The organism is Haloarcula halophila, from assembly GCF_029278565.1.
In the GTDB taxonomy this organism is placed as follows: Archaea; Halobacteriota; Halobacteria; order Halobacteriales; family Haloarculaceae; genus Haloarcula; species Haloarcula halophila.
In genome coordinates, this window is the sequence record NZ_CP119559.1 from 227097 (window position 1) to 239567 (window position 12471).

Below are 12471 nucleotides of genomic sequence, written 5' to 3' on the forward strand. Positions count from 1 at the left end.
AGCGTTCGTCAAATCATTCACGAATTGTCTCCTCGGAATTTCGACGTTGTGCTCGGATCTATGTGTAATTTACTACAAACGAGGATTAAATAGCCAGAATGAAGTATGATACAGCGACAATACCGGTGTATGGAACCGACGGCATCAGCTCCCGAGTCGACGCCCCTCGAAAAACATCTCGAGGCGGCACTTGAGAACGCCGAGAGCGACACGGTACGGTACCACCTGAGAGAGTCGCTCCAGATGGTGTACGGCCAAGCCGACGAGTAACCGACTCACACACCGTTGCTGGGGTACTCTCGGCACGAGTCGCGCTCTCGATCGTCGTCGATGCCACCCGTTCGATCGCTGCCAGGGCATCGCCACCGATCGCATCTCTCGGCGGCGTTCGACTCGGCACTCGCAATCCTCTTGGTTGTGAGTGCGGCCTTCGATCACTCCGGCTGAGCAGTCGGCGGTGGCGTGATGATCACGTGGTCGCGGACCGCTTCCAAGACGGTCGCAGGTAACTCGATGTGGCCCTCCGAGTCCTGCTCGGTCCCGAAGATCTCAGTTCGTTCGGTTTCGACGATCACCGACTCCAGCGAGCCGGTGGCGGGGTCGATCGTGATATTGTGCAGTCGGCCAACCTGTTGGCCGTCGGTACTCATCACCTGTTTTCCGGAGAGGGTACTCGCAAGCATCGGGGACACAGTCGCCACTGTGTTCGAGAGCCAAATAAAAGTATCCGGCCGTTTCAGGGTCCGGTAGTGATGCGGACCGGGGTGTCGGTTCACGGTACCGGCACACAGATCGGGACGCGATCGCGAAACCCGGCGTCCGCACGACAACTCACCCAAGCCAGGGGTGGGATTTGAACCCACGAACTCTCGATTACAAGTCGAGTGCTTGGACCACCCAAGCTCCCCTGGCACGTCGCACCCGGTAGTTTTGCGGGGACCATTTAGAGAGTATCGCTTTCGGTCGACTTCTCGAACGTGATCCGGTGTGGGGTGTACCCATGAGTCCGATAGAACCGGCGTGCCCGTTCGTTGTCCGCCATCGCCTCAAGCGAGACGACATCGACGCCACGGTCAGTCAGTTCGTTCTCGGCCGCGGCAAGGAGTTCGCTTCCGATGCCGTCGTCTCGGGCGGAGGGAACGACATAGAGGTTCTCGACGACACCGCGGACCACGTCCTGGTCGTACCGACCGGTTTCGATCGAGAACATGACGAAGCCGACGATCTCTTCGCCGGCGAGTGCGACCCACAGTCGGTCGCTGACCGCTCGCCGGACGACCACCTCACGGATCGAAGAGCGGTTCGAGTCGGCGGACAGATGGGAGCCGTGGGCGCGTTGATCCGCTGCCAGAGCGATCCAGAGGTCGACGATCGCGTCGGTGTCACCGCGCCGTGCGGGCCGGAGTTCCACACCGGTGGTCGGGCTGGCACCGAGAAAACGTTTGGCCCGCTATACGTTCCGACAGTCCGCACAGAGGAGTTGGCCGTTGAACGAGGCGAGGTTCCGGGTGAAGGTTCCGCAGGCCGAACAGATCCCCTGTTGTTCGAACCGGTCCTCGGCGGCGGTCGTAGCGCCGTCCACGGTGGCGGCCTGGCCGGCCGTGGCGACCTCCTGGCTGTCGGTGACCTGTTCTGTGTTCTCGCTTTCCATCCGTGCGGCCGCGAGCACGTCGTGCTCGGTGACGGTCCCGACCGGATCGCCGTCCTCCATCACGAGGAGCCACCCGGCGGACCACTCCAGCATCGTGTCACGCACGTCGGTAAGACGAGCATCGGGTGTGACGGAGGGAACGGACTCGACCATCGCGTCGCCGACCGTCGCATCGCTGGCGTCGTCGGTGTCGACGAGATGCCCGAGGAGATCCTGTTCGGTGACGACGCCGATCGGCTCGTTCCCTCGCAGGACGAGCGCCGTCGTCTCGTCTTCGCGAACCAGTAACTCGGCGGTTTCGTAGAGGTCGTCGGACTCGCTGGCGCCGACGAACTCACGGTTCATGACCTCTCGGGCGGTCACCGCAGTCTTCATGTGTGTCAATATCTCACGAGCTACCTAAAAGGTACCTCCACCACGCTTATGCTCCGCGGCGGCCTACGTTTCTAACTCCGATCGGCAAACGTGACTGGTTGGCCGGTCTCGCGACAGGCTTCGAGCGCGTGTTTCGCGTCCATGCCCGCGGTGGCGGCGTCTCGGCCACGGCCGACACCGACCTTGAGTTCGACACCGACGGACTCCTGTACGTGGTCGATCGCGTCGCGGTAGTCCTCGCGGTCCAGCGCCGAGCAGACGGCGATGATGTTGTCCCCACCGACGAAAAACGACAGGGAATCGTGAGCGAGGCGCATGTACTTCATCAGCGTCGCGTACCCCTGTTCGATCTGGATGAACGTGTCGAACTCGTTGAGCTGGTCGGTGTATTTCCCGGTCGCGTCGTCGACGTCGAAGTGAGCGAGTTGCACGTCGGTCGGTGTCCGATCCTCAGGGGGGAGGATATCCGTCTTGAGGACTTCCCGACGGCCCTCGTCCTGTGCGCTCCCGGCCTGCTGGAGTCGTTCGGTCGCAGTACCCAGCGCGTCCGCTGGCGTGTCGGCGGTCGCTACCGAGAGGCTCATCGAGACAGGGTAGCGGTTCCCGACGGACTCCTGGATGCGTGCGTGGTCGTTCCGGTCCAGTCCGTTGGTGACGGCGACCATGTTGTCGAACCGTGAGAAAAAGAGGTAGCCGTCGCGGTTGCCAAACAGTTGCGCCAGATCGGCGTACAACCGTGACTGGAGTGTCTGAAGGTCGACCTCGCGCCTCGGCTCCGGCGTAACCGTCCAGGGACCGTAGTTATCGATCTGGACGTGAGTTACCTGCGTGTTCGTCACTGTCGGTCGGTAGTTGGGACCCACACAGTATCGGTCTGTCGGAACAGCGTCAGTCGGCGACCGACAGTAGGTCGGGCCGTTGGAGTTCGACGGTGCCTTTCAGTGAGTCGTATGCGACGATTCCCGTCGCCGTCAGCCGCGGAATATGTTCCTCGTACAGTTCCCTCCGGAGTTCCTCGACAGCCTCTTGGTCGACGCTCGCAGGCGATTGGTCCCGCTCAGCGGCCAACACGGCGGCTGCGAGGTCCGCGACGATCACGGGGTCGTCCCGTTCACGGAGAATTTCGAGCGCCCGCCGGCGGCGATCGTGGGCCAACAGGTCCGCGACGACGTAGTCGGGCAGTTGCGTCGGCCGTTCCGTCCCGTTCGAGCTACGTGTGGCCATGGTCGCCACTACAACGGCCCGGTACAAGTATGTGTCGTGTTCTCACACCACGCGATAGTCAGGCGTGGGAGAGCCGATACGGCCACCAGTCCGCTTCTCGCAGGGCCTCGCCCAGGGCCGTATGGAAGTCCGGGAAGTCCTGAAACTCCTCCTGGTCGACGTATTCGAAGATGTCGGCGACGCTGACGACGGTCTCGTAGTCGATACGGACCGGGTGATCGCCGTACTGGTCGACGTAGTCCGCGGCCGAGAGGGGGAAATCCTCCTCTTCGTCGATTTTCTTCGCGAGCACTGCGTGTCCGTACTTGCGGCGTCCTTCGCTCCCCTCCTCTCCATCGGGATCGTGCGGCCAGTCCATGTCTGGACCTCAGGCCAGCGGGATAAAAAGAATTGCCTTCAGCGTCACCACCGGTTCGGGTCGGACCGACCGCCGGACCGTCCACTGCGCCACAGCAGGCCACCGATGAGCAAGAAGACGAGGACGCCGACGCCGACGCCGACGACGAGGACCGTCGGGATGCCGGCGACGGTGTCCGGGAGCGAACTGGGGAGCAGTCCGTCACCGGCGGGTCCGCCGCCGCCATCGCTCCCGCCCCCGCCGGACTGGGCCGTCGGTGTGGCAGTCGCCGTCGCGGGCGGTGTCTCCGTCGGCGCGGTCGGTGTCGGGGTCTGGACCTGGCTGTCGACGATCCGAACGACGCCGACGGCCTGCTCGTTCACCCCCACGTTGTAAGCGCCGGCCGAGCCAGTGACCGAGGAGAGCGTCACCGTCCGCTCCTCGCCGGGCTGGACGGTGACAGTCGTCTCGTTGACCGGTTCGTCGTCCAGCATCATCGTCGCCTCGTAGTCGCCGGCGACCGCGCCGTCGTTCGCGACAGTGGCCTCGACGATGATCCGCTGGCCTTCCGGAGCGTTTTCCGTGTCGAGCGCCGTCCCGGTGATCGAGAACGCGGGCGACATCCTCCCGAGGGCGAACGTCGTGCCGTTGGGGACGGTCCCCTCGTAGACGAGTACCGCTGTCTGGCGGTCGACGATTCTCGTTTCGACCCGTTGCCACCGACCGTCCTCGTAGCTGTACAGTGAGACGTTCTCCGGGGCGAGTCCGAGCGATTGGAGCCGTGATTGGTTGACCGCTACTCTCGCCGTGGTCGACTGGACAGTAGCCGACGACGAGACGGAGACGACCCCGGCGACGGTCGCGTCCGAGGAGGGAATCGGGACCGGCGCGTCCGTCGGATCGGTGTATTCGGTGACGGTCTGTTCGAAGCGGGAGTCCGACGTCGTCACGTTCCACTGCCGGAGGCTCAGTGATCGGTTCGTGGCTGCCGGTACCGACACGCTGTGTGTCGACCGACGCGGGACCCCGTCGACGCGGACGGCCAAGCGACGCTGACTCTCCGTTCGGGACTCGACTGTCGCGAGCGTCCGCGTCACCCGGACGTACCCCGCGAGTTCGTCGTCGGCACGGAGTTCGTACACTCCTGGCTGTTGGAAGCTAACGTTCGTCGAGATCCGTTCCCGTTCGTCCGCTGGGACGACGACCCGTTCTGTCGTGATCGTGCTCCCGTTACGCGTAAACTCGACCGTGTGGCCGCCTTGCGACGTTCCGAGGTTGCCGACGACCGCCGTGACGGTGACGCTCTCCCCGACCAGTACCGACGACTGACCGACACTCGCGTCGGCGACGTACGTGCTCGGTACGGCAGCTGCCGGTGTCGAGGCGACTCCCGCGAGCGCGAGTGCGGCGACACAGACAGCAGCGAGACCGATCGCCGCTGCCGAGGACCGTTGCTGGTGCTCCATCGACTGTGTCTGACCAACACCAGCGGCATAAAACTGCACAGTTGTTATCTAACGGACAATTCCGCAGGGGGCGTCGCCGCCGACCGGATCAACGGGCGACTACGGGTCAGTACTGACGGTTCACGACACAGCGCGGCGAAGCGGTGGGACTGGGATTTGAACCCAGGAACCTTACGGTACCTGCTTTCAAGGCAGGCGCAATAGGCCGCTCTGCCATCCCACCGCGGTCGGCACTTGCGTGTGACTCCTCTAAGGCCTGTCGGTTCACCGGACGAGCGAGAGGTCGTCGCCGTCGATATCTAGGGTGAGACCGAGGTCCGCCAGACACTCCGTCGTCCGGGGTGGAACGAGTCGTTCGGCCCGCTGGCGGGCGTTGAGCAGCGGGATGACGCTCCGGAGGTCGCTGGGCCGAGCGACGACCGGATCGCTCGGGAGGAAATCGACCCCCAGGCCGGCCGCTCTGGCGCGGTCGGTCAGCGTCTCGACCGCCGGTGTCGCGTAGGCGTCCTCGAAATCGATGGTATCGGAGAAGGCAGCGTAGTAGACCCGTCCCTCCGTCGACGGACCGAGCACGACTTCGCTGGAGCGGAGCTTCATCGCCGCGCTGTCGATGCGCTTCCGGGAGAGCAATGCCCCAGTCGGATCCACAGCCGCGGCGGTGGTGACGTTCTCCTCTTCGAGGAGGTAGGTGACGGTGTTGCCGACGCGGCCGGCAAACGTCTCCCCGACCTGGACCTCGTACCGAGCCTCGTCCGGCGAGGCCAGCGCCGGCTCAAGAACCTCCCGGAGGGACTGTTCCGGGTCTACGTCCGCCGGGACCTGATCGGCCGGCCGGTAGTTCACGAGGAGTTCGCCGCCGCTGTCCTCGACGGCACGACAGATGTCACGTACCATCGCGGAGTAGAGGTCGGCCGCCTCGCCAGCGTCGAGAAGCCCCCCGGAGAACCGTTCGAGCACGGCCCCCTCGACGGGTGGGTCCACCAGGACTGCAACAGTCGTCATACCCGCTCCTCCGACCGTCTCGGGTTTGTCGGTTACGTTCGTGGCCGGGTGGGCGCTCCGCTGGCGCTCCGAGTACGTCCGGGTCGGTCAGTCTATCTGCCCCGACGGCCCTTCGTCTGTCGGTAGTCGGTGCCCAGGATCTCGCTGAACGCGTCGAGGAAGGCGGTCCGTTGTTCGTCGGATTGCTCGGCCGGCGTCATCATCGGGAGGAGTTCGAAGCCCCGACCGCGGATCGTCGTGGCGTGCCGTTCGGTCACGTCGAGTTCGTCCGCGCTCATCGTCGTGTACTCGAAGGCGAGCGCTTCCAGCGCCCGCTGACCCACCGGGAGCAGTAGCTCCGGGTTGATCATCCGGATCTCGCTGTTGAGATACAGTTCGCAGTTCCGGACTTCCTCGTCGGTGGCCCCACGTTCTGGATGCCGACAGCGGGTGACGTACGTCAGGAAGGCGTTGTCCAGCGTCGGCTCCGCGGCGTCGGGATCGTCGCACATGTCGACTGCCGAGAGGATGTCCAGCAGGCCGCGCTCCTGCTCGCCCGTGAACGGGACGCCGGACTCGTCGGCCGTCGCGCTGGGGGCCTCCCCGAGGACGAGAAACTCCGCGCTCACGTCGCCGTAGCCGTGGACGACGCTCTGACGGCTCTCACAGAGGGCCTCGCAGTTCTGGCAGTCCTCGTCCATCCCGAAGGGGTTGGACGCTTCCTCCTGGTTGGCGTCCATCTCAGTCCTCGTCGACGGTGGTCGCGCGGGTGTCCGCGTCCTCGGGGTCGTTCTGCGGACTGGACGGGTGGTAGTCGGTGTCGTACTCGCCGGACCGGTCGTCGAGTCGGTCGGGGTTGATCCGCCCGCCGAGCAGCATGAAATCCAGGACCGTACAGTACAGCATCGCCTCGACGACGGGGACCGCACGCGGCGGCAGGACGGGGTCGTGTCGACCCGTGACGGTGATCTCTTTCTCCTCGCGGCTCTCCCAGTCGACGGTCTTCTGGGTCTTGGGGATCGAGACCGGTGGATGCCAGGTCACCTCGCCGTAGATCGGTTGCCCGGTCGTGATGCCGCCCTGGATGCCGCCGTGGTCGTTGCCCTCCGGGACGGGATGGCCGTCGTCGTCGAACTCCCAGTCCTCGTTGTACTCGCTGCCTTTCGTCGTGCGGGCCTCGCGCCCGATCCCGTACTCGAAGTCGTTGACCGCGGGGATGGAGTACATCGCCTGGGCGAGCCGGGAGGGGAAGCTATCGAACCGCGGCGCACCGAGACCGGACGGGACGCCGCGACACTCGAAGTAGATGGCACCGCCGATGGAGTCGCCCTCCTTCTGGTGTTTGTCGGCCAGCGCCCGCATCTCCTCGGCCGCGTCGGGGTCCGCACAGCGGACCTCGTTCTCCTCGCTGTGTTCGAGCATGTCCTCGAAGCTGACGGGGCCGGACTCGACGTCGCCGATCTGACAGACGTGGGCCTTAATCTGTACGTCGTAGTCGGACTGAGCGAGCACCTGCTTCGCGATGCCGCCGGCAGCCACCCAGTTGACCGTCTCGCGGGCCGACGAGCGGCCGCCCCCGCCCCAGTTGCGCGTCCCGAACTTCGCCGAGTAGGTGTAGTCGCCGTGGGAGGGTCGCGGTGCCGTGATGAACGGCTCGTACTTGCCCGAGCGGGCGTCCTTGTTCTGGATGACCAACCCCACGGGCGTGCCCGTGGTGTAACCGTCCTGGATGCCGGAGTTGATCGAGACCTTGTCCGGTTCGCCCCGGGAGGTCGTGATCATCGATTGCCCGGGTTTCCGCCGGTCCAGGTCCGTCTGGATGTCCTCCTCGGAGAGTTCGACTCCTGCGGGGACACCGGAGACGACACACCCCATCGCCTCCCCGTGTGATTCGCCGTAGGTCGTCATGCGGAAGAGACGACCGAACTCGTTGCCGTTCATTACGAACGTCTGGGGGACGGGGGCATTTGAACCTTGTAGATGTACTGGCTACGCCGTCGGCGCCTGCGGCTCGTCTATCACTTGTTCGACAGTCCTGTGGAGGTAGCGGTACCCCCGTGGGAGCGTCCGTTTTGTCACGACCGCTTCGATGGGCGGTGCCTCGGCCGTCAGCACGGCGTCCGGTACCTCCCAACTGTGGAGGACGATCGGGAGGTCGTGACCCGCCTCGCGGAGCGAGCGGGCGACGGAGAGCCCGGTCGTCGAGCCGAGCCGCTGTGCCGTCACCAGACAGTCGGCCCCGTCCGATTCGACGCGGGCCCGTGCCTCCGCCGAGTCCGCCGTCACCGACGGCTCGAACCACTCGGGTTCGAGCGCCGCCGTCCGTTCGTAGAGGTCTAGTTGCGTCGTCTCACTGTCGAGGTAGAGGACTGTCGGAGTCCGTGTCACGTGGATGCCACCATTGTTTACAACACGTGTTGTACTATATTCTATCAGCGCATAATAGTTACTACATCAACAACAATCGTGTACGAGGCGCAGGCTGTGGGTTCGCGGTCGTCGGGGCGGAACGGCGGGAGACTGCGGCGCGGGAAACCGTCCGAACCAGCCCGCTCACTCGCTGCGGACGAGGGTCGCTCCCAGTTTCTCCAGGACCTCGAAGAAGTTCGGGAACGAGACGTCGACGTGTTCGGCACCGGTCACCGTCGTCTCGCCGTCGGCGACGAGGCCGGCGACGGCCAGGGACATGATGATCCGGTGGTCGGCCCGCCCGTCGACGGTCGCTCCCTGGAGGTCGGTGTCCTCGCCGTAGACGAGCAGTTCGTCCTCGCGCTCCTCGACCTCTGCACCCATCTTCGTGAGCGCTTCGGCCATCGCGCTCACGCGGTCGGTCTCCTTGTAGCGGACGTGCTCGGCGTCGGTGATCCGGGTGACGCCGTCGGCGGCCGCGCCCAGCGTCGCGATGGTCGGCAGGAGATCCGGCGTATCCTCGACGCCGACCTCGATCCCCGAGAGGTCGCTCCGACGGACGGTGATCTCGCCGGCGTCCTCGTTCCAGTCGAGGTCGGCACCCATCCGTTCGAGGATGTCGACGATGGCGGTATCGCCCTGTGCGCTCGGCACTGCCGAGGTGACGACCACTTCCTCGTCGGCCGCCAACGCGCCCATCGCCAGGAGGTAGCTGATCGATGAGAAGTCGCCGGGGACGTGGTACTCGCCGCCCTCGGGTGCGTACCTCTGGCCCCCGGCGACGCTGTAGCCCTCGGCGGTCTTCTCGGCGTCGACGCCGTAGGCGTCCAGCACTTCCAGCGTGATGTCGACGTACGGCGAGGACTTCAGGCCGGTCGTCAGTTCGACGTCGATGCCCTCGTCGGTGACCGCACCGGCCATCAACAGCGCGGTGATGTACTGCGAGGAGACGTCGCCGGGGATCGCGACGTGGCCGCCGTCGATCCCGTCGCCGACGACCAGCGGCGCCTGCTCGTTCCGTCGGGTGCTCTCGGCGCGGCCGCCCAGTTGCTCGATGGCGTCGAGCAACGCGCCCTGTGGGCGGGAGCGGAGGGAATCGTCGCCGGTCAGCACCGTCAGATCGTCCCCGAGGGCGGCCGTCGCGGTGACCAGGCGGGTCGTCGTCCCGCTGTTGGCACAGTCGATGACGTCGTCGGGGGTCTCGGGACGGCCGTCGAAGCCCTCGACGGTCAGGGCCCCCTCGTCCGCGGCGAGGTCGGTACTGCCGCCGTAGGCCGTGACGGCCCGCATCGTCGCCCGTGTGTCGGCACTGACCAGCGGGTCGGTGACCACGGCGCCGTCGGCGTAGCCGGCGGCCAGGATCGCGCGGTGCGTGTAGCTCTTCGACGGCGGGGCCTGTGCGGTCCCGTCGACCGTCGATTCGCCGATAGTAACGTCCATGCTGGGGGCGTTGCGGCCGGGCGACAAGAGGCTACCGTTCCCGGGGATTGTCCCCCAGAAGACACTTCACCCAGCCTCGGTAACCGTCGAGTGTGCGCCGCCGCGACCTCCTCGCGGCGGGTGCGACTGCCCTCTCGACCGCCGTCGCCGGCTGTTCGAGCGACACGACGTACACCGGGTCGTTCGAACGGCCCACAGACCGGTGGCCCGCCGCCGGCTACGGCCCCGCCGGCACCAGTCACGCACCCGCCGGCCCCGACGGCCCGACCGAACAGTGGACGCTCGACCGCGAAGCGATGGACCCGCCGTTGTACGGCTACCTCGGAGAGCCTGCCGTCGGCGACGCGGTTTACGTCGCCGGGATGGCCAGGGGGTACTTCGACGCCGACAGACGCGACAGCGTCCTGGCCGCCCTCTCACCCGAGACCGGGGAGCCGTTGTGGACCCACACCGTCACCGCAGGGATCACTGGCGCGCCCGCGACAGTCGGTTCGACGGTCGTCGTCGGTACGTCCGACGGCCGCCTGCTCGCAGTCGAGGACGGCGAGGGCGTCTGGACGGCCCAACTCGACGGGGCTGGGCTGACCCCCGCCGTCTTCGGCGACAGGTTCTACGTCCCCGACGGGAGCGGTGCGCTTCACTGCATCGACCGGTCGGGGTCGGCACGCTGGACCGCTTCCCGGAGCAACCCGCTCGACGGACTGCTTGGCGACGACGATCCGATCCGTGGGGCGGTTCCGGCCGTCGACAGCGAACGAGTCTACGCCGCGTTCAGCACCGGAGACCGAGACACGTCGGTCGTCGCCGCCTTCGACCACTCCGGCCTGCGGAAGTGGCGTCTCGAACTCCAGTCCCAAACGGGATACGACGTGGGGCCTCGGGGACTCGCTCTCGCGGACGGAACGCTGTACCTCTCTCACGGCGGGACCGTCACCGCGGTCGACGCCGCTGGGGAACTCGACTGGGAGTTCGTCACGGGCTATGACAGCGCCGGGCCGCCGGCGACCGACGGCGACCGCGTCTACGTCGCCGCGAAGAACCTCTACGCGCTGGATACCGCCGACGGGACGGAGCGCTGGCGCGTGGTCAACGAGTCGGTTCCACAGAGTACCTCCGACATCAACGGCGTCCCGTTCCTGGCACGCCCCGCTATCGCCGACGGGACAGTTTACTTCCGGGCGGCGGGGTTCGACCCGGAGGACGGGTCGCGTCGCTGGGGGAGCGACGCCGATAGCTGGGCCGACTCGGGGGAGTACTTCACCGACCCGTACGACCGCGTCCCGATGGCGAACCTCGCCCTCACGGCGGACGGCCTCTACCTGACACACGCGGTTCGGGGGGTCCAGAAGTTCGCATGACCGACCGGACCCGCCGGGAGGTGCTCGGCTCGCTCGGCGCTGCCGGTATTGCGGGTGTTGCCGGCTGTTCCGCCATCGGATCGGAGTCCACCGACAACTCCGATCAGGTCGGGTCGTGCCCCGAGTACGACCCCTCGGTCTCGGCGACGGCGGGGTGGACGACACGGTTGGGCGGTCGGCGGGGGACCGCCACGGTCCCGGCGGAGGCGATGCCCGGGCCGGAACCGTCCCACGACTGGACCTTCGAGTTCGAGACCGCGATCGGCCACCACACGCCGATCGTCGTCGACGGAACTGTCTACGTCAGCGACCTGGATACGACCATGTGGGCGCTCGACGCGTCGTCGGGAGACCTGCGCTGGGAGACGAGGGTTCCCGAGTTCCCGGGTGCGCCGGCAGTCGCCGACGGAACGCTCGTCTACTTCGCGGATCGGGACGTCAGAGCCCTCGACGCGGCCACCGGGGAGACGCTGTGGACGGCATTGGAGACCGGTGGCCGGCTCCTCGACGCTCGCCCGGTCATCGCTGACGGGACGGCCTACGTTCAGGTCGGCGTCGCGACCCACGCGCTCGACCTGGCGACCGGCCAGACGGAGTGGCGATACGCGACCGGACTGGAGTCGGACGCGACGCCGGCGGTCGCCGACGGGACCGTCTTCGTCGGCGGGAACGATACCTACATCCGGGCGCTCTCGGCGGCCGACGGGAGCCAGCGGTGGCGCTACAAGGCCGACCACCGGATCGACGCCAACGTCAGCGTCGGCGGTGGTCGGGTTTTCGCAGGCTCCCGGGACGGCGTCGTCGTCGCGCTGGACGCCGCCGACGGGAGCCGACAGTGGCGCTATCGGCTCCCGACGGAGGACGGCGATCGGCTGGTACCGGAGACGGTGACTACCGACGGCAGCCGGGTGTACGTCACCGCCGGGGAGTCCCTCCATACCCTCGCAGTCGCGGACGGGACGGTCTGTTGGTCGAGACCCGATCTCAACGGCGGTTACAACGCCGGCGTCGCCGTCGGTGACGGCCGGCTGTACGCCGCCACCGACGATCGCGAAGGCCGGTTCGTGACGCTCGACCCCGCGACGGGTGACCGGCTCGCGACGTGGGGGATGGAGGAGGCGTACTTCGAGAGCGGTCCGGCGGTGGTCGACGGGGCCGTGTACACGACCGGTCACACCGGAATCGGGCGGTTCAGCTAGCGGTAGCTCTTTGCCGCCGACGCTCCGAGAC

Annotated in this window: 15 protein-coding genes and 2 tRNA genes; 3 read left to right on the top strand and 14 right to left on the bottom strand. The window is 66.6% G+C overall.

What is annotated here, in order from left to right; genetic code table 11:
• Positions 1–129 precede the first annotated feature (129 nt).
• Positions 130–270: a hypothetical protein gene (locus P0204_RS01225; RefSeq protein ID WP_276221085.1), complete on the top strand. Its 141-nt coding sequence runs from the start codon at positions 130–132 to the stop codon at positions 268–270.
• Positions 271–434: 164 nt separating this feature from the next.
• Here P0204_RS01225 and P0204_RS01230 read toward each other — a convergent pair whose 3' ends face one another.
• The 14 genes from P0204_RS01230 to aroA form a co-directional block, all read right to left on the bottom strand.
• On the bottom strand, positions 435–683 hold the full coding sequence (locus P0204_RS01230) for a PRC-barrel domain-containing protein (protein WP_276223303.1): 249 nt from the start codon (positions 681–683) through the stop codon (positions 435–437).
• Positions 684–838: 155 nt separating this feature from the next.
• Positions 839–912: transfer RNA gene (locus P0204_RS01235), tRNA-Thr, on the bottom strand.
• A 31-nt stretch (positions 913–943) separates the two neighbouring features.
• Positions 944–1411, bottom strand: a complete 468-nt coding sequence (locus P0204_RS01240) for a GNAT family N-acetyltransferase (RefSeq protein WP_276221086.1) — start codon at positions 1409–1411, stop codon at positions 944–946.
• A 39-nt stretch (positions 1412–1450) separates the two neighbouring features.
• Entirely contained in the window at positions 1451–2026 is a 576-nt protein-coding gene (locus P0204_RS01245) for a CBS domain-containing protein (RefSeq protein WP_276221087.1), read from the bottom strand.
• Between the two features lie 71 nt (positions 2027–2097).
• On the bottom strand, positions 2098–2865 hold the full coding sequence (locus tag P0204_RS01250) for a GTP cyclohydrolase III (protein ID WP_276223305.1): 768 nt from the start codon (positions 2863–2865) through the stop codon (positions 2098–2100).
• A gap of 49 nt (positions 2866–2914) precedes the next feature.
• Positions 2915–3250 (bottom strand): DUF7344 domain-containing protein, encoded by a 336-nt coding sequence (locus tag P0204_RS01255; protein ID WP_276221088.1) that lies wholly within the window; start codon positions 3248–3250, stop codon positions 2915–2917.
• A 58-nt stretch (positions 3251–3308) separates the two neighbouring features.
• Positions 3309–3608, bottom strand: coding sequence for a DUF5785 family protein (locus tag P0204_RS01260; protein ID WP_276221089.1), 300 nt, complete (start codon positions 3606–3608; stop codon positions 3309–3311).
• A 44-nt stretch (positions 3609–3652) separates the two neighbouring features.
• Positions 3653–5053: a PGF-pre-PGF domain-containing protein gene (locus tag P0204_RS01265; RefSeq protein ID WP_276221090.1), complete on the bottom strand. Its 1401-nt coding sequence runs from the start codon at positions 5051–5053 to the stop codon at positions 3653–3655.
• Between the two features lie 141 nt (positions 5054–5194).
• Positions 5195–5276, bottom strand: a tRNA-Ser gene (locus P0204_RS01270).
• 41 nt (positions 5277–5317) lie between these two features.
• Positions 5318–6055, bottom strand: coding sequence for a hypothetical protein (locus P0204_RS01275; protein ID WP_276221091.1), 738 nt, complete (start codon positions 6053–6055; stop codon positions 5318–5320).
• Positions 6056–6147: 92 nt separating this feature from the next.
• On the bottom strand, positions 6148–6774 hold the full coding sequence (locus P0204_RS01280) for a uracil-DNA glycosylase (RefSeq protein ID WP_276221092.1): 627 nt from the start codon (positions 6772–6774) through the stop codon (positions 6148–6150).
• A 1-nt stretch (position 6775) separates the two neighbouring features.
• Positions 6776–7975 carry a chorismate synthase gene (gene aroC / locus P0204_RS01285; RefSeq protein WP_276221093.1) on the bottom strand — a complete coding sequence of 400 codons (1200 nt, stop codon included), beginning with the start codon at positions 7973–7975 and terminating at the stop codon, positions 6776–6778.
• A 48-nt stretch (positions 7976–8023) separates the two neighbouring features.
• Entirely contained in the window at positions 8024–8422 is a 399-nt protein-coding gene (locus P0204_RS01290; protein ID WP_276221094.1) for a hypothetical protein, read from the bottom strand.
• A gap of 165 nt (positions 8423–8587) precedes the next feature.
• Positions 8588–9883, bottom strand: a complete 1296-nt coding sequence (aroA, locus tag P0204_RS01295; protein WP_276221095.1) for a 3-phosphoshikimate 1-carboxyvinyltransferase — start codon at positions 9881–9883, stop codon at positions 8588–8590.
• 92 nt (positions 9884–9975) lie between these two features.
• Here aroA and P0204_RS01300 point away from each other — a divergent pair, with 92 nt between their 5' ends.
• A complete protein-coding gene (locus P0204_RS01300; protein ID WP_276221096.1) occupies positions 9976–11241 on the top strand; it encodes an outer membrane protein assembly factor BamB family protein in 1266 nt (421 codons plus the stop codon).
• On the top strand, positions 11238–12440 hold the full coding sequence (locus P0204_RS01305; RefSeq protein WP_276221097.1) for an outer membrane protein assembly factor BamB family protein: 1203 nt from the start codon (positions 11238–11240) through the stop codon (positions 12438–12440). Before P0204_RS01300 ends, P0204_RS01305 begins: the two co-directional genes overlap by 4 nt.
• The last annotated feature ends 31 nt before the right edge of the window (positions 12441–12471 follow it).